Source organism: Sodalis praecaptivus (genome assembly GCF_000517425.1).
Classification (GTDB): Bacteria; Pseudomonadota; Gammaproteobacteria; order Enterobacterales; family Enterobacteriaceae; genus Sodalis_A; species Sodalis_A praecaptivus.
The window spans coordinates 3,369,802-3,385,591 of record NZ_CP006569.1 but is presented as its reverse complement, the minus strand read 5'-3'; the positions used below and the strand labels follow the sequence as shown (position 1 = coordinate 3,385,591).

Genomic DNA, 15,790 nt, shown 5'->3' with positions numbered 1-15,790 from the left:
CTATGATTCATGTTTAAGTAAAGGCAGCAGGCGGTCAGCCATCCATTGCGCGATGAAGGGCTGGGCGTCCGGATTGGGATGTATCCCGTCATCTTGCATCCACTCCGGCCGCAGATAAACTTGCTCCATAAAGAACGGCAGTAAGGGAACGGCGTACCGGCTCGCCAGCGCCGGATAAATGGCGCTGAAGGTTTCCGTATAGCGCTTGCCGTAATTCGGCGGTAGGCGGATTTGCATGAGCAGGGGCTGCGCGCCCGCCTGTTGGCTTAAGGTAATGGCTTTGACCAAATCTTGTTCAATCTGCGACGGCGGAAAACCGCGCAGACCATCATTCCCGCCCAGCTCGATGACCACCCAGCGTGGCTTATGCTGGCGCAGCAGCGCCGGCAGGCGGGCTACGCCCTGGGTGGCGGTATCTCCGCTGATGCTGGCGTTAACCACCCGGATGGCATTATCGTCCTGCTGCCAGCGCGCGGCCAGCAGCGCGGGCCAGGCCCGTGCGGCGGGCATGCGGTAACCGGCGCTTAGACTGTCGCCTAGAACCAAGAGCGTATCGGCGGCCAGCGCCCGAACGCTTACCAGACTCAACAGAATAAGGAAAGGGAAATGCCAGCGGAAAACGTTCTTGAAGTTCATCATCTTAGTAAGCACGTCGGTCAAGGTGAACACCATATCTCCATCCTTACCGGAGTTGAGCTGGTTGTCAAACCCGCGCAGACAATTGCGCTTATCGGCGAGTCCGGATCGGGAAAATCTACCCTGCTGGGGATCTTGGCCGGGCTCGACGACGGTAGCGACGGCGCCGTACATCTGCTGGGGCACGACCTGACGGCGCTGAATGAAGAACGTCGCGCCGCGCTGCGCGCCCGCCATATCGGTTTTGTGTTTCAATCTTTCATGCTGGTCCCCACCCTGACGGCGTTGGAAAATGTGCAATTGCCGGCGCTGCTGAGAGGGGAGGGCGAGCGCCAAAGCCGCGAACAGGCGGTGACCCTGTTGACGCAGTTGGGGCTGGGGCAACGTTTGTCCCATTTGCCCGCCCAGCTCTCCGGCGGCGAGCAGCAGCGGGTCGCGCTGGCGCGCGCGTTCAGCGGTCGGCCGCAGATTTTATTCGCCGATGAGCCGACCGGCAATCTGGACCGCGCCACCGGCGATCGCATTGCCGATCAGCTGTTCAGCCTGAACCGGGATTTCGCCACCACCCTGATTCTGGTGACGCACGACAGGCAACTGGCCGCGCGCTGTGAACGCCGTCTGCGTTTGCAGGACGGCCGGCTGGAGGAAGTGGCATGATAGCACGCTGGTTCTGGCGCGAATGGCGAACCCCCTCCATGCTGATCGTCTGGCTGGCGCTTACCCTGTCGGTGGCCTGCGTGCTGGCGCTGGGTAACCTAAGCGATCGGATGGAAAAAGGGCTTAACCAGCAAAGCCGCGAATTTCTGGCGGCCGATCGGGTGCTGCGCGCGGCGCGGCCGGTGGAGGAACGCTGGCTCTCGCAGGCCAAGGCCGACGGACTGACGCTCAGCCGCCAACTGACGTTTATGACCATGACGTTCGCCGGCGACGCGGCGCAACTGGCCAGAGTCAAAGCCGCCGACGGCAACTACCCGCTGTATGGCGAGTTGATCACCCGGCCGGCCAATCTGCGCCCGGCCGCGGGAGAGGCGCTGGTCGCGCCGCGGCTGCTGGCGCTGCTGGGACTGAAGACGGGCGATTCGCTGGAGGTGGGCGACGCGACGTTGCGGGTGGCGGGGGAAGTGCTGCGCGAACCGGACAGCGGTTTCAATCCGTTTCAAACCGCTCCCGGCATTATCATCAACACCGCCGACGTGGAGAAAACCGGCGCCGTACAGCCCGGCGGCCGGGTCACTTGGCGTTACCTGTTCGCCGGCGAGCCTGAAGAGCTCCAACGTTTCGAGAACTGGCTGACGCCGCAGTTAAAAGCCGATCAACGCTGGAACGGTTCAGAGGAGTCGAGCGGTGCCCTGAATCGCTCTATGGAGCGTTCACAATATTTTCTGCTGCTTTCGGCGCTGTTGACGCTGCTCTTGTCGGTGGCGGCGGTGGCGGTGGCGATGGGACACTACTGCCGCAGCCGCGCTGAGCTGGTGGCGGTGCTAAAAACCCTGGGCGCCGGCCGGCTGTCGCTGATAAAGCTTATAATCGGCCAGTGGTTGGCGCTGCTGGCCTTCTCGGCCGTCTGTGGCGCGCTGGCGGGGCTGGCGTTCGAGGCGGTGCTGATAAAACTGCTGGCGCCGGTGTTGCCGGCTACGCTACCCGCCGCCGGGGTGTGGCCCTGGCTCTGGTCGATGGGATCGCTGGTGGTCATTTCTCTACTGGTGGGGGTGCGCCCCTATCGCCAACTGCTGGCCACCCGCCCGCTGCGCGTCCTGCGCCGCGATGTGTTATCGACCGTTTGGCCGCTGCGCTATTATCTGCCGGCGGTGCTGGCGCTGCTGCTGGGGCTCCTGCTGTGGTTGGTGGGGCCAAGCCCGCTGCTCTGGTCGGTGGTAGCCGGTATGGCGGTGCTGGCGCTGCTGTTGGCCGTCGTGGGGTGGGGGGCGCTGCTGCTATTGCGGCGGCTGACGCTGCGCCGGCTGACCCTGCGGCTGGCGGTCAATCGCCTGCTGCGCCAGCCCTGGGTGACACAGAGTCAGCTGGCGGCGTTTTCTTTGTCGTTTATGCTGCTGGGCCTGCTGTTGGTGATGCGCGGCGACCTGCTGCAACGATGGCAGCAGCAACTACCGCCGGAAAGCCCTAACTATTTCCTGTTGAATATGACCGATGAGCAGGTGGACACCGTCAATCGCTTCCTGCGGCAGCGCGGTGTGACGCCCGGCGTATTCTATCCGGTGGTGCGCGCCCGGCTGACCGCCATCAACGATCGAAGCGCGACCGACATCATCAAGCCCGACGATCCGGGCGGCCCCACGGTTAATCGGGAACTCAACCTGACCTGGCTGCGCGCCTTGCCCGATCATAATCCGCTGTTGGCGGGCCATTGGCCGCCGCGCGCGGGCGAAGTATCAATGGAGCAAGGTGTGGCGAAAGATCTGGGGGTCGGTATCGGCGATCGGTTGACATTCACCGGCGATACCCAATCGTTTAGCGCCACGGTATCCAGCCTGCGCCAGGTGGATTGGGAGAGCCTGCGGCCGAATTTTTTCTTCATCTTTCCCCCCGGAGGGATGGAAGGACAGCCGCAAACCTGGCTCACCAGCTTTCGTTATGATGGAAACGAGCAGCTGGTGACGGCGCTTACACGTCAGTTCCCCACGCTGAGCCTGTTGGATATCGGCGCCATGCTGCGGCAGGTAGGGCAGGTACTGCAACAGGTAAGCCGGGCGCTGGAAATCATGGTCATTCTGGTGCTGATGTGCGGCGGGCTGTTGCTGATGGCGCAAGTGCAGGTCGGCATGCGACAGCGTCAGCAGGAATTGGTGGTCTACCGGACATTAGGCGCTAGCCGCAAATTACTGCGCTGGACGTTGTGGAATGAATTTGCCTTACTCGGGCTCGTTGCGGGCGCGGTGGCCGCGATCGGCGCCGAGGCGGCGCTGATGCTGTTGCAGCGGCGGGTATTCGATTTCCCCGCCCGACCGGATCCTTATCTGTGGTGGGCGCTGCCCCTCGGGGGTATGCTGCTGTTATCACTGCTGGGGACCGTGCTTGGCGCCCGTCTGGTGCAAAGAAAGGGACGGCTGGGACAGGATTGGACGTAATCGTTTACAAAATGGGAACATTAACGCAACAAAAAATAATCAGCAGAGTGACAACCGGGTTGACAGGGCCCGGACCCCTGCTGCACAGTAACGGCCTGGCGTCACACTACAATGTAAATAGGTCCGCCAACAACGCAGAGGTTATCAGCCAGATATCTCAGCCACTTCGCAGATCCACTCTGCCCACTTAGCACCAGGAAGTGTTATCCGGAAAACCCGCGTTTCCGCTTATGCTCCCAATGGGTGTCAACGGTGAACGCAACGGTTCGGCACTCTTCACGATAGTTGCAATCGCTATGAGAGAGAGGAGTTAACGTAATAAATGACTACGACGTCCAAGATTATCTATACGCTCACCGATGAAGCCCCAGCGCTGGCGACCTACTCGCTGCTGCCGATCATCCGTGCGTTCACCCAATCCCTGGGGATCGCCGTCGAAACCCGCGATATCTCGCTGGGGGGTCGTATTCTCGCCAATTTCCCCGAACATCTGCAATCGGATCAGCGCCTCTCGGATCACCTGGCGGAGCTGGGTCAACTGGCGGTGACGCCCGAAGCCAATATCATCAAGCTGCCGAATATCAGCGCCTCGCTGCCGCAGCTGAAAGCCGCCATCAAAGAGCTGCAAACGCAGGGCTATGCGGTGCCGGATTACGTTGACGAACCGAACACGGATGCGCAAAAAGAGGCCAAGGCCCGCTACGACAAAATCAAAGGTAGCGCGGTTAACCCGGTTCTGCGCGAAGGTAACTCCGATCGCCGCGCGCCGCTGTCGGTGAAGAATTACGCCCGCAAACACCCGCACCGCATGGGAGAATGGTCGGCATCGTCTCAATCCCACGTTGCCCATATGCACGAGGGCGATTTCTACGGCAGCGAGAAATCGGCGCTGATTGAACGCGATGGTAACGTTAGTATCACTCTCGTCGGCCGCGATGGCGCCAAGCAGGTTTTGAAAGCCAAAACGGCGGTGAACGCCGGCGAAATCATCGACGCCGCGGTCATGAGCAAAAGGGCGTTGAGCAGCTTTATCGCGCAGCAGATCACCGATGCCAAACGGCAGGGCGTGCTGCTGTCGCTGCATTTGAAAGCGACTATGATGAAGGTGTCCGATCCGATTATGTTCGGTATCGTGGTGTCTGAATTCTATAAAGAGGTGCTGGCCCGCTATAACGATAAACTGAAAACGCTGGGCTTCGACGCCAACAACGGTATTGGCGACTTATACGCCAAAATCAAAGAATTGCCCGCCGCTGAACAGACGGAAATCACACAAGCCATCGAGGCGCTGTACACCGAGCGGCCATCGCTTGCCATGGTGAATTCCGACAAAGGCATTACCAATTTGCATGTGCCTAGCGATGTTATCGTGGATGCGTCGATGCCGGCAATGATCCGCGATTCCGGCAAAATGTGGGGGCCCGATGGCCAACTGCATGATACCAAGGCCATTATTCCCGACCGCTGCTATGCCGGTGTATACCAGGCGGTAATTGAAGATTGCAAGCAGCATGGCGCTTTTGACCCCAAGACCATGGGCAGCGTGCCCAACGTGGGGTTGATGGCGCAAAAGGCTGAAGAATACGGCTCTCATGACAAGACCTTCCAGATCCCCGCCGACGGCGTGGTGCAGGTCGCCGATGAGGCGGGCAACGTGCTGCTGGCCCATCCGGTAGAGGCGGGCGATATTTGGCGCATGTGCCAGGCTAAAGATGCGCCGATTCAGGATTGGGTGAAGCTGGCGGTCAACCGCGCCCGTGAATCCAATACGCCGGCGGTATTCTGGCTCGATCCGGCCCGTGCGCACGATGCGCGCATGATTGAGAAAGTGCAGCGTTATTTGCAGGAGAATGATACCGACGGGCTGGATATTCGTATCCTGTCCCCGGTCGACGCCACGCGTTTTTCCATCGAGCGGATCCGCGCGGGCAAGGACACTATTTCGGTCACCGGCAACGTGCTGCGCGATTATTTAACGGATCTCTTCCCGATTATGGAGCTGGGTACCAGCGCCAAAATGCTCTCCATCGTGCCTTTGATGGCGGGCGGCGGCCTGTTTGAAACCGGCGCCGGCGGTTCCGCCCCCAAACACGTTCAACAGTTTGTGCAGGAAAACCACCTGCGCTGGGATTCGCTGGGAGAATTCCTGGCGCTGGCCGCCTCGCTGGAGCACGTCGGTATCGCCGCCGGCAACAGCAAGGCCAAAGTGCTGGCGAAAACGCTGGATCAGGCAACCGGCAAATTCCTCGACGCCAACAAATCCCCTTCCCGTAAAGTCGGTGAGCTCGACAACCGCGGCAGTCACTTCTATCTGGCGCTGTTCTGGGCGCAGGCGCTGGCGGAGCAGAACGAGGACACGGCGTTAAAGCAGCAGTTCACCGAGCTCGCGCGCACCTTGGCTGATAATGAGCAGAAAATTGTGTCGGAGCTGAATCAGGTGCAGGGTAACGCGGTGGATATCGGCGGCTATTATCATCCGGATCCCGCGCTGACCAGCAAAGCCATGTGCCCCAGCGCCACCCTCAACGCCGCGCTACAGGCGGTGGGCGCCTGAGGCAGGCCGCCGGGCAGCCCCTGCCCGGCACGCATTGACAACAACGCGCCGCATACGGCGGCGCAGGAGCCAGTGCATTGTCACGATCGGCGCGCATTGGCAACAATGCGGCGCATACGTCGGCGCAGGAGCCAGTGCATTGTCACGATCGGCGCGCATTGGCAACAATGCGGCGCATACGGCGGCGCAGGAGCCGGTGCGTTGTCACGATCGGCGCGCATTGGCAACAATGCGGCGCATACGGCGGCGCAGGAGCCGGTGCGTTGTCACGATCGACGCGCATTGGCAACAATGCGCCGCATACGGCGGTGCAGGAGCCGGTGCATTGTTACGATCGGCGGACGATGGACTTATCGCGTCGGTCAGCGCAGCGGGCAATTCGTTGGCAATGTTGTGGACAGAGCGAGCCGCGCCCGCTCAACCTCAACCGGCCAGTTTCTGCCTTGCCCAGTCGATCCCGTGTTGGTATTCCGCCGGCAGTAGCGTTGCCAACCGCTGCAGGCTGCGGCTGAGTGCCGCGCTATCAGGATGGCTAAGATTCAAATGTCCGACCTTGCGCCCCGCGCGCACCTCTTTTTGGTACCAGTGCAAATGCACTAGCGAGTCCGCCAGCCAATCGATATTCACGTCGCTGCCTATAATATTCACCATGGCCGCGGGCGCGCTGACGACCGGTGCCGGTAGCGGCAGCGCCAGAATAGCGCGTAAATGCAGTTCAAATTGACTGATGGAAGCGCCATTTTGCGTCCAGTGGCCGCTGTTATGCACCCGCGGCGCCAGTTCATTGATAAGCAGCCGATCGCCGACAATAAAGCACTCCATCGCCATCACGCCGACATAGTCCAGCTCATGCAGGATAGCGCCGAGCATATTTTCCGCCTGCTGTTGCAGGCCGCTATCCGTGGCGGGAAAGACGACGCTGGCGCGCAGAATGCCATCCTGATGGAAATTATGGGTCAGCGGATAAAAGACCTGGACGCCATCGGCGGACCGGGCGCCGACCAGCGAGACCTCCCCATCGAAGGCGATGCCCTGCTCGACGATGCAACTGCCGTAGCACTCCTGCGGTAGGGTGGCCTCTTCGCCTGGATGCAGCCGCCATTGGCCGCGACCGTCATAGCCGCCCACCCGGCGTTTTACAATGGCCAAATTGCCGAAGGAAACAAACACCTCCGGCCATTGGGCGGCACCCGCCAGCGGCGCCCAGGGGGCGGTGGCCAGACGCAACTGGTCCAGCAGTTGCTTTTGCGTTAGCCGGTCGGCCAACCTGGGGAAAATATCGCGATTAACGAAGCCCGGATGACGCGCCAATTCGCGGGTGAGGGCGGTTTCCGGCCAGCGCTCGATTTCGGCGGTGATGACGCTTTGGCCGAAGGGCACCGATTCGGGTTCGGCGTCCAGCCCGACCGGGTACACCGCGATACCCAGCGGCTCGCCGGCTTGCCGCAGCATACGACCCAACTGGCCGTTGCCCAGTACGCAGACCGGCTTCATGCCTGTTCCCTCGGATCGGGATGGCTCAGGACCTCATCGGTTTGCCGTTGGCGCCACTGGCTCAAACGATCGGCCAGCGCCGCGTCATGCAGCGCTAAAATTTGGGCGGCCAGCAGGGCGGCGTTGGCGGCGCCGGCTTTGCCGATGGCCAAGGTACCGACCGGAATACCGCGCGGCATTTGTACAATGGAATAGAGACTGTCCACGCCGCTCAGCGCCGCGCTTTGAACCGGCACCCCGAGCACCGGTACCAGCGTCTTGGCCGCCAGCATGCCCGGCAAATGCGCCGCGCCGCCCGCGCCGGCGATAATCACCGCATAACCGTTGTCGGCCGCCTGCTCGGCGAAGCGGAATAACTTATCAGGGGTACGGTGGGCTGAAACAATTTCCGCCTCAAAGGGAACGTTTAACGCGGTGAGAATTTCCGCGGCAAATTGCAGGGTGCTCCAATCGCTTTGGGAACCCATGACAATCGCGATCTTTGCCGTGGCGTGGTTGGATTGCATACGCGTCGTGCTCCTGTGGTCATAATGTCGGCGTTCTTAACAGACCCTGCGGCCTGGCTAACCGGGCGTAGAGCATATCATGGGTCCCGGTAGAGGAAAACGGTTGCGTAGCCGCCGGCGGCGTGCGCGGCGAAGGAAAAAATGCGCTGTGCGGGTTATACTGCACCGAAATGTTGCTTTAACTGAATAGCTTGCCCTGGCCGGTGCCGGCGGGGCTCAACGGGATATCTGCGATGGAAACCACACCAAAGGAAAGCGCGCCGCTTACGGTAACCTACCCGGGCGCGGCCTATTGGGCTTTCGGCGATAGCGCGCAAATGGCCGACGAGTTGGGCGCACTGGTGGTAGGGGGCATAAAAACCGCCACCTGCTGCTCGCTGCAGGCTTACCAACAGGATGCCAGCTCCCCGCGCATTGGCGACTACAGCGTGATCCTCGATGGCAGGGAGCGCCCGCTGGCGGTTATCCGCACCACCGCCTTGCGCCTGCTGCGTTTTTGCGACGTCACGGCGGAAATGGCGGCCAAAGAAGGCGAGGGAGATCTTAGCCTGGCCTACTGGCGTGAAACCCACCGGGCGTTTTTTGAACGTGCCGGCCACTGGTCGGAAGAGATGGCGCTGGTGGTGGAAGAGTTTATGCTGGTGGAGACCTTATAGACCCGTGCAGAGGTGGCCTGGTGCCCTACGAGCCCCCGGTTGAGCGGGAAACCCTGGCGGCAAAAGGCCCCGGTGGCTGCGCTGAGGGGATAAGCGCCTCTCGTGGTCGAGAAGATAACGCCGGGCGCGTGCCAAACTTCAACTGCCGAAAGGGAACTCGTGCAGCGTGACGCCCTTGGCCGTGACCTCAATGGCCGACCCCTGGCGGTGCCAGGCGCCAAGCACCGCGCGACGGCGCTCCCCGGGCAGCTCATGTATCGCCGGCCGGTGGGTATGGCCATGGATCATCACCGTCGCGCCGGTGTGCGCCAGCACCGCCATGACCGCCTGCGCGTTGACGTCCATGATATCGGCGGTTTTGCCGGCGTTGACACGAAGACTATTGGCGCGCATCCTGTCGGCGATGCGCAACCGCAGCCGCAGCGGCAGCGACAGAAACAGCCGCTGCAGCCAGCGTTGATGCACCCGGCGGCGAAAACGCTGATAATCGCTATCGTCGGTACACAGCGTGTCGCCATGCAATATCACCACCCGAAGCCCGTCAAGCTGCATAACCTGTTGCGCGGGCAGCAGCGTCATTCCGCAGGCGCTGGCGTAGCGCTGGCCAAGCAGGAAATCACGATTACCGTGAATGAAATAGCAGGGAATACCGCGTTGACCCAGCGCCCGTAGCGCGACGGCGATCTCGTGATGCAGCGGATTGGGATCATCATCGCCTATCCACACCTCAAACAGGTCGCCAAGAATATACAATGCTTGCGCGGCGACGGCGCGGGTACGTAGAAAATGCAGAAAACCGGCGGTAATCGCCGGCTCCTGTGCGCAAAGATGAATATCCGCGACGAACAGCGTTGACATGCGGCTAAGGTTACTCCGCGATCGTCACATGGGTAATGATGACGTCGTCTTTCGGTACATCCTGGTGCATCCCGCTGCGGCCGGTCGCGACGCCTTTGATTTTATCCACCACGTCCAGACCCTCGGTCACTTCGGCGAAGACACAATATCCCCAGCCGTCGGGACGCTCAGAACGGAAATTCAGGAAGTCATTATCCACCACGTTGATAAAAAATTGTGCGGTGGCAGAATGCGGATCGTTGGTACGGGCCATCGCCAGCGTACCGCGAGTGTTTTTCAGACCATTATTGGCTTCGTTTTTTACCGGCGCCTGGGTCGCCTTTTGTTCCATACCGGGGACAAAGCCGCCGCCCTGGATCATGAAGCCATTAATCACGCGATGGAAAATGGTGTTGTCATAAAACCCGCTGCGGCAATAATTGAGGAAATTCTCAACGGTTAACGGCGCTTTTTCCGCAAAAGTTTTGATAACGATATCGCCGTGATTGGTATGTAAAGTAACCATATTTAATGTCCTGAAAGTCTGATGAATTGCATTCATACGAAGTGTACGGGCAGAGGGGTTTTATAGCATAACTCTGGCATAGAGTCAGCATTGTCCCCCGTTTCCCTCCGTCGGCCGAATGACAGCACCGCGTCAAGCACGGGGAATTCCGGGCATACCCTTGCAATAGCTGCGGCTTCAGGGTTCAATACCCCGTTAGGTTTATTGACCTTTACCGCTGGGCGCTCTACACGCGTAATCCGCAGACACATGGAATGATTTTCGATGCTAAAGATTTTTAACACCCTGACACGCCAAAAAGAGGAATTTAAACCTATCCATGCCGGTAAAATCGGTATGTATGTGTGCGGCATTACCGTGTATGACCTCTGCCACATCGGCCATGGGCGCACTTTCGTCGCCTTTGATGTCGTTACCCGCTATCTGCGCTATCGCGGCTATGAGGTCAATTATGTCCGCAATATCACCGATATTGAAGACAAAATTATTCGCCGCGCTGCGGAAAACGGTGAACCCTTTCATCAGCTTACCGATCGCATGATCCAAGAGATGCATCTCGATTTCGACCAGCTGAATATTTTGCGTCCCGATCATGAACCGCGCGCCACGCACTATATGGACGCGATTATTGAACTGGTGGGGCAGCTTCTGGCCAGAGAACATGCCTATGTGGCCACCAACGGTGATGTGATGTTCGCCGTGGACAGCGACAGCGACTATGGCCTGTTGTCCCGCCAGGATCTGGCGCAGCTCCAGGCCGGCGCTCGCGTCGAAGTCGCCGAAGTAAAACGCAACCCCATGGACTTCGTGCTGTGGAAAATGTCGAAGCCCGGCGAGCCGAGTTGGCCATCGCCGTGGGGCGACGGCCGGCCCGGCTGGCACATTGAGTGTTCGGCCATGAACAGCCGGCAGCTTGGCCATCATTTTGATATTCACGGCGGCGGTTCGGACCTGATTTTCCCGCACCATGAAAATGAAATCGCACAGTCCACCTGTGCTCACGACGGCCCTTATGTCAATGTGTGGATGCACGCCGGGATGGTGATGGTCGATCGAGAGAAGATGTCCAAATCCCTGGGCAACTTTTTTACCGTGCGCGACGTCCTGCGCTATTACGACGCCGAAACGGTGCGCTATTTTCTGATGTCCGGCCATTACCGCAGCCAGCTTAATTACAGCGAAGAGAATCTTAAGCAGGCGCGGGCCGCCCTTGAGCGCCTGTATACCGCCCTGCGCGGCACCGATGCGGCAGCTGCGCCCGCCGGCGGTGAAAACTTCGTGGCGCAGTTTACAGCGGCGATGGATGACGACTTTAATACCCCGGAAGCCTATTCTGTCCTGTTCGACATCGCCCGCGAGGTGAACCGCTTGAAAAGCGAGCAGCCGGCGGCGGCGCAGGGTATGGCGGCGACGTTACGCCAGCTGGCTGGGGTGCTGGGGCTGCTTGAGCAGGATCCCGCCGCCTTCCTGCAGCAGGGCGCCGGCGGCGACGTGGATGAGAATGCCGAGATAACCGCGTTAATTCAGCAGCGCAACGACGCGCGCAAAGCCCGGCAGTGGGCACTGGCGGATGAAGCCCGGGATAAACTTACCGCGCTGGGCATCGTGCTGGAAGACGGCCCCCAGGGTACGACCTGGCGCCGCGGTTAAAGGCCTAGGCCGGCGCTGGCCCTCGACGGCCCGCGCCGTTCCCCTACTTGGACAGCGGGGACCGGCTATCACGCTTCTTTCGCCGGCTAGTCCGCGATCGTGACCTGCTGACCGGCATAGGCGACGCGCTGCCCGACGGTGATCTTACAGCGTCGGCGGGTTTCCACCGCGTCGTTTACCGTAACCCGGCCCTCATCAATGACCAACTTGGCCGCCGCGCCGCTATCGCACCAGCCCGAAATTTTCAGAAGATCGCATAATGCGATATAGGGGTGCCCTTCAAGGGAAAATGTCGTCATGGTTAAGCCTCCGGCGCAGACGTATCGTGATAATCCTCGCAGGCCTGCAAGGTATTCTGAATCAGCGTGGCCACCGTCATCGGGCCCACGCCGCCGGGCACCGGTGTAATGTAGGCGGCGCGCTCGGCGGCGTTGGCATAATCCACGTCGCCGACCACTTTGCCGCTGTCCAGACGATTAATCCCGACATCCATGACCACCGCACCGGGTTTAATCCACTCGCCGGGAATAAAGCCCGCTTTGCCCACCGCCACCACCAGCAGATCGGCATTTTCGATATGACGCCGTAAATCGCGCGTGAAACGGTGAGTGACGGTTACCGTACAGCCCGCCAGCAACAGCTCAAGACTCATAGGCCGGCCGACAATATTGGACGCGCCAACCACAACGGCATTGAGGCCAAAGGTATCGATGCGATAGCGCTCCAGCAACGTCACAATGCCGCGTGGGGTACAGGGTCGCAGCAGCGGCGCGCGTTGGCACAGACGGCCGACATTATAGGGATGGAAACCGTCTACATCTTTATCCGGCGCGATACGCTCCAGCACGCTGATATTATCAATCCCCGCCGGCAGCGGCAGTTGCACCAATATGCCGTCCACGCGGCGGTCGGCGTTCAGCCTATCAATCAGCGCCAGTAATTCCGCCTCCGTGACCGTGCTCGGCAGATCATAGGAAAGGGAGATAAAACCGACGTCTTCACAGGCTTTGCGTTTGCTGGCAACATAAATCTGCGAGGCGGGATCGCCGCCGACCAGCACCACCGCCAGCCCGGGCGCACGCTTGCCCGCCTTGAGGCGCTCCTGAACCCGCGCGGCCACTTCACTTCTGACCTGCTGGGCAACGGCCTTACCATCAATTATTTTCGCTACCATCTGAATCGGAAATCCGTCATTGTAATCGGGCTGAGGGCGCTATTTTGGCAGAAGCGCGCCCCGCTGTCAGGCACAGAATGCATCCTGACCTTTTACCAACAGAACAACGGACAGAAAAGCCATTGACTCAAACGCTTACCTCCGTATAATCCAAACCGCATTCACCGCCGCGGTTTCCGTTGTGCGCCCTTAGCTCAGTTGGATAGAGCAACGGCCTTCTAAGCCGTAGGTCACTGGTTCGAGTCCAGTAGGGCGTACCAAATGAATTCAACGAGTTATCACCCGCCGCCCGCTTTCATATTTTCGCCGTGGGACAGATTTGGGACACGACTGTCAAAAATCGCATCAATTTGTCTCGCGTGTTCCGTAAGATGGTTCGGTGCTAAGTGGGCATAACGCTGCACCATTTCAATACTCTCCCAACCGCCCATTTCCTGTAATGCCGACAATGGCACTCCGGCCTGAATAAGCCAACTCGCCCAGGTGTGTCTCAGATCATGGAAACGGAAATCCTCAATGCCTGCTCGCTTGAGAGCTGCTCGCCATGCTGTATTAGAATCCACCCGCGTTTTACGTACTGTCGCTGTTGTGGTTCCGTCACTTCTCTTTGCGGATTCGGTATGGACGAATACCCAGTTTTGATGCCGTCCGATCTGTTTGCGCAGAACGGCTTCGGCTGTGCCATTCAGGGCAACGCCAATTGCTCTGCCTGACTTGCTGTCTTCCGGTTCAATCCATGCCACCTTCCTTTGCAGGTCTATCTGCTGCCATTTCAGGTCTACAATATTAGAGCGGCGTAGGCCTGTTGCCAGTGCAAACTCTACTGTAGACTTGAGGGGTTCGGGGCATTCATCTATCAGTCGCTGAGCTTCAGCGGGTTCGAGCCAACGCACCCGCTTATTTCTTTCTTGTGGCACCTTAATGACTGGTGATTTCTCGATCCACTTCCAGTCACGTTCCGCGGCTCGCATCATCGCCTTCATCAGCGCAAGGTGTTTAGCCTTAGTTGAGGTGGATACCGCCTTCGGCTTATAGGCAACGATGTCGACTCCCTTTTTAGCCATCGCGACCGCCCGCTGATTCCAGCGCTCCTCCGACTTGCGGTTCATCATTTTACTGACTGCCGCATATATCTTCGCTTCGCTGATATCCTTCAGTCGTACCCCTTCAAAATGCAAAAGCCAGAATCCAATCCGGCCTTTATCTGCATCTATAGACTTCTTGTGCGCCTTCTCTTCAAGCCAGCGCACACAGGCCTCTTCAAACGTTACATCGGGAAAATCCCCGAGGCGCTCTATTCGCCACAGTTCAGCCTTTCGGCGGTCGTGGAGCTCCTGCGCTTGCTTTCTTTCCTCTGTGCCAAGAGATTCTTTAATGCGCTTGCCGCCTGGCGTCGTGTAGCTCCCGTACCAGACGGAGCCCCTGCGGAAGATAGACATGTTGATTTCTCCTCATGTGCATCCGCCGCGCTCACTCGCACAGTGTGCAACGGATTGTTGATCGCAGCAATACATGACTGCCGGGTGATGAGATAAGGTGATTTGGATTTGGACGGGTCTTTCTGCGACGCTGTTAGTCTTCCGTCCCTGATCCATTGGGTGATTGTATCCCTTGACACACCAATAAACTGAGCGGCCTCCTTGCGGCTCAGGCTATATTTTTCTGTCATTCTTCACCTTTCAGGATATTGGCCGTTAAGCACACCCACCGCATGGATCAGCTGGCAAAGGCTAAAGCGAGGCTCTACCCTGGCGGCGTGTTTCAGAATAATTGGGCGGCTAATAGTGTTGAATTTTTCGCTGGGGTTATCTTTTAAAGCGGAGTGGAGTTCGTCGCTGCACTGCCTAGCAACGGCGCGCAGGGCATTATTCTCTACGGGTGTCACCATACAGCTCCTTTATGCTCCCCAGATAAAGCCGCGCGCCCTTACCGCCTACTCGGGCACCCGAATCCCGGTAATAGCATTCTGTCTGTTTGACCACCCAGCATGTAGCAGTTGCATGGAGTTTCACTAACCTGTCACCTGCACCGTCAGTCACAATTCCGCTGTGAGTTTTAATGGGCATTCGTCTCATGGCATTACCCCTTTCGGAAGCCCGTTAGCCTTAGCACGTGCCGGCGCTTTGAGCCCATCCGCCACGGCCTTTTTGTAACCAGCCTGATGCGCTATCGGCCATACTTCACGTAGGTAATTCAGGCGGCTTATTGATAATTCATCACGCCGCCGGATCTTCATTCCGTGCTGCATAGCGATAACCTCATCTAAATATTCATCTAGTGTTGAAATCATGCTCTCCCCCGCCGCCGCTCTGCGCGCTTGTAATTCTCGTAGTCCTCTGCGCAACTATCGTCTTTGCAAAAGCACCCATTAGCGATAGGCTCATCACACCAATGGCATTTCCCTGTGTAAACGAATTGCGGGCGGGGGCGGTTCAAGAGCGCTATCTCATTATTGAATTGTTCCAACAGCGCAGCGTTATCGATATCGTCCGCCATCATTTCCACCCCCGCTCAATTTTGGTGTCGCATAGTGCGGCGCGTAACTCCGCCCATTCTCTATTTGCTGGCGCAGCTTCCTTTGCCGCATCCTTCCACATGTCCCTTGCCTTGATTAACTCATGCGAACGCTCAAGCTCAGCCGCCCGCCTCGATAGCAGTTGATAGTTCATTG

16 protein-coding genes, 1 tRNA gene and 1 pseudogene are annotated in these 15,790 nt (G+C 59.0%); 6 read left to right on the top strand and 12 right to left on the bottom strand.

Going from position 1 to position 15,790, the window contains the following annotated elements; all coding sequences use genetic code 11:
* Positions 1-636 carry a multifunctional acyl-CoA thioesterase I/protease I/lysophospholipase L1 gene (gene tesA / locus SANT_RS15115; protein WP_162149617.1) on the bottom strand — a complete coding sequence of 212 codons (636 nt, stop codon included), beginning with the start codon at positions 634-636 and terminating at the stop codon, positions 1-3.
* On the opposite strand from tesA, the gene ybbA reads away from it, so the two are divergent.
* From ybbA to SANT_RS15100, 3 genes are all read left to right on the top strand, one after another.
* Positions 607-1,293, top strand: a complete 687-nt coding sequence (ybbA, locus tag SANT_RS15110; RefSeq protein WP_025423111.1) for a putative ABC transporter ATP-binding protein YbbA — start codon at positions 607-609, stop codon at positions 1,291-1,293. The two genes, tesA and ybbA, sit on opposite strands and share 30 nt — an antisense overlap.
* The gene (gene ybbP / locus SANT_RS15105) at positions 1,290-3,722 is read left to right on the top strand and encodes a putative ABC transporter permease subunit YbbP (RefSeq protein WP_025423110.1); all 2,433 of its coding nucleotides are present in this window, start codon (positions 1,290-1,292) and stop codon (positions 3,720-3,722) included. Before ybbA ends, ybbP begins: the two co-directional genes overlap by 4 nt.
* A gap of 322 nt (positions 3,723-4,044) precedes the next feature.
* Positions 4,045-6,276, top strand: coding sequence for an NADP-dependent isocitrate dehydrogenase (locus tag SANT_RS15100; protein ID WP_025423109.1), 2,232 nt, complete (start codon positions 4,045-4,047; stop codon positions 6,274-6,276).
* A 423-nt stretch (positions 6,277-6,699) separates the two neighbouring features.
* Here the strand turns inward: SANT_RS15100 and purK are convergent, their stop codons facing one another.
* Positions 6,700-7,770, bottom strand: coding sequence for a 5-(carboxyamino)imidazole ribonucleotide synthase (gene purK, locus SANT_RS15095; RefSeq protein WP_025423108.1), 1,071 nt, complete (start codon positions 7,768-7,770; stop codon positions 6,700-6,702).
* Positions 7,767-8,276 (bottom strand): 5-(carboxyamino)imidazole ribonucleotide mutase, encoded by a 510-nt coding sequence (gene purE / locus SANT_RS15090; RefSeq protein ID WP_025423107.1) that lies wholly within the window; start codon positions 8,274-8,276, stop codon positions 7,767-7,769. The genes purK and purE overlap by 4 nt, the downstream gene beginning before the upstream one ends.
* Before the next feature lie 233 nt (positions 8,277-8,509).
* Here purE and SANT_RS15085 point away from each other — a divergent pair, with 233 nt between their 5' ends.
* A complete protein-coding gene (locus SANT_RS15085; protein ID WP_025423106.1) occupies positions 8,510-8,932 on the top strand; it encodes an ASCH domain-containing protein in 423 nt (140 codons plus the stop codon).
* Between the two features lie 138 nt (positions 8,933-9,070).
* Here SANT_RS15085 and SANT_RS15080 read toward each other — a convergent pair whose 3' ends face one another.
* Positions 9,071-9,790, bottom strand: a complete 720-nt coding sequence (locus tag SANT_RS15080) for a UDP-2,3-diacylglucosamine diphosphatase (protein WP_025423105.1) — start codon at positions 9,788-9,790, stop codon at positions 9,071-9,073.
* Positions 9,791-9,800: 10 nt separating this feature from the next.
* Complete coding sequence (ppiB, locus tag SANT_RS15075; RefSeq protein WP_025423104.1) at positions 9,801-10,295, bottom strand: peptidylprolyl isomerase B; 495 nt, start codon at positions 10,293-10,295, stop codon at positions 9,801-9,803.
* A gap of 264 nt (positions 10,296-10,559) precedes the next feature.
* On the opposite strand from ppiB, the gene cysS reads away from it, so the two are divergent.
* On the top strand, positions 10,560-11,945 hold the full coding sequence (gene cysS, locus SANT_RS15070; protein WP_025423103.1) for a cysteine--tRNA ligase: 1,386 nt from the start codon (positions 10,560-10,562) through the stop codon (positions 11,943-11,945).
* An 86-nt stretch (positions 11,946-12,031) separates the two neighbouring features.
* Here cysS and ybcJ read toward each other — a convergent pair whose 3' ends face one another.
* Entirely contained in the window at positions 12,032-12,244 is a 213-nt protein-coding gene (gene ybcJ / locus SANT_RS15065; RefSeq protein WP_025423102.1) for a ribosome-associated protein YbcJ, read from the bottom strand.
* 2 nt (positions 12,245-12,246) lie between these two features.
* Entirely contained in the window at positions 12,247-13,119 is an 873-nt protein-coding gene (folD, locus tag SANT_RS15060; protein ID WP_025423101.1) for a bifunctional methylenetetrahydrofolate dehydrogenase/methenyltetrahydrofolate cyclohydrolase FolD, read from the bottom strand.
* A gap of 183 nt (positions 13,120-13,302) precedes the next feature.
* On the opposite strand from folD, the gene SANT_RS15055 reads away from it, so the two are divergent.
* Positions 13,303-13,379, top strand: a tRNA-Arg gene (locus SANT_RS15055).
* A gap of 18 nt (positions 13,380-13,397) precedes the next feature.
* On the opposite strand, the gene SANT_RS15050 is transcribed toward SANT_RS15055, so the two are convergent.
* The 5 genes and pseudogenes from SANT_RS15050 to SANT_RS24235 all read right to left on the bottom strand — a co-directional run bounded on the left by SANT_RS15050 (position 13,398) and on the right by SANT_RS24235 (position 15,788).
* Positions 13,398-14,558 (bottom strand): tyrosine-type recombinase/integrase, encoded by a 1,161-nt coding sequence (locus SANT_RS15050; protein WP_025423100.1) that lies wholly within the window; start codon positions 14,556-14,558, stop codon positions 13,398-13,400.
* 92 nt (positions 14,559-14,650) lie between these two features.
* Positions 14,651-14,788, bottom strand: a pseudogene (locus SANT_RS24725) (excisionase family DNA-binding protein); the annotation flags it as partial.
* A gap of 3 nt (positions 14,789-14,791) precedes the next feature.
* Positions 14,792-15,007 carry a hypothetical protein gene (locus SANT_RS24240; protein ID WP_051440182.1) on the bottom strand — a complete coding sequence of 72 codons (216 nt, stop codon included), beginning with the start codon at positions 15,005-15,007 and terminating at the stop codon, positions 14,792-14,794.
* A gap of 183 nt (positions 15,008-15,190) precedes the next feature.
* Positions 15,191-15,409 carry a hypothetical protein gene (locus SANT_RS15035; RefSeq protein WP_025423098.1) on the bottom strand — a complete coding sequence of 73 codons (219 nt, stop codon included), beginning with the start codon at positions 15,407-15,409 and terminating at the stop codon, positions 15,191-15,193.
* 205 nt (positions 15,410-15,614) lie between these two features.
* On the bottom strand, positions 15,615-15,788 hold the full coding sequence (locus SANT_RS24235; protein ID WP_148296305.1) for an ANR family transcriptional regulator: 174 nt from the start codon (positions 15,786-15,788) through the stop codon (positions 15,615-15,617).
* Between the last annotated feature and the right edge of the window lie 2 nt (positions 15,789-15,790).

Coding starts and splice junctions, on each gene's coding strand:
- SANT_RS15100 (WP_025423109.1), top strand. CDS start 4,045: ATGACTACGACGTCCAAGATTATCTATACGCTCACCGATGAAGCCCCA.
- SANT_RS15035 (WP_025423098.1), bottom strand. CDS start 15,409: ATGATTTCAACACTAGATGAATATTTAGATGAGGTTATCGCTATGCAG.
- ybbP (WP_025423110.1), top strand. CDS start 1,290: ATGATAGCACGCTGGTTCTGGCGCGAATGGCGAACCCCCTCCATGCTG.
- ybbA (WP_025423111.1), top strand. CDS start 607: ATGCCAGCGGAAAACGTTCTTGAAGTTCATCATCTTAGTAAGCACGTC.
- SANT_RS15080 (WP_025423105.1), bottom strand. CDS start 9,790: ATGTCAACGCTGTTCGTCGCGGATATTCATCTTTGCGCACAGGAGCCG.
- ppiB (WP_025423104.1), bottom strand. CDS start 10,295: ATGGTTACTTTACATACCAATCACGGCGATATCGTTATCAAAACTTTT.
- SANT_RS24235 (WP_148296305.1), bottom strand. CDS start 15,788: ATGAACTATCAACTGCTATCGAGGCGGGCGGCTGAGCTTGAGCGTTCG.
- SANT_RS15085 (WP_025423106.1), top strand. CDS start 8,510: ATGGAAACCACACCAAAGGAAAGCGCGCCGCTTACGGTAACCTACCCG.
- tesA (WP_162149617.1), bottom strand. CDS start 636: ATGAACTTCAAGAACGTTTTCCGCTGGCATTTCCCTTTCCTTATTCTG.
- folD (WP_025423101.1), bottom strand. CDS start 13,119: ATGGTAGCGAAAATAATTGATGGTAAGGCCGTTGCCCAGCAGGTCAGA.
- purE (WP_025423107.1), bottom strand. CDS start 8,276: ATGCAATCCAACCACGCCACGGCAAAGATCGCGATTGTCATGGGTTCC.
- ybcJ (WP_025423102.1), bottom strand. CDS start 12,244: ATGACGACATTTTCCCTTGAAGGGCACCCCTATATCGCATTATGCGAT.
- SANT_RS15050 (WP_025423100.1), bottom strand. CDS start 14,558: ATGTCTATCTTCCGCAGGGGCTCCGTCTGGTACGGGAGCTACACGACG.
- cysS (WP_025423103.1), top strand. CDS start 10,560: ATGCTAAAGATTTTTAACACCCTGACACGCCAAAAAGAGGAATTTAAA.
- SANT_RS24240 (WP_051440182.1), bottom strand. CDS start 15,007: ATGGTGACACCCGTAGAGAATAATGCCCTGCGCGCCGTTGCTAGGCAG.
- purK (WP_025423108.1), bottom strand. CDS start 7,770: ATGAAGCCGGTCTGCGTACTGGGCAACGGCCAGTTGGGTCGTATGCTG.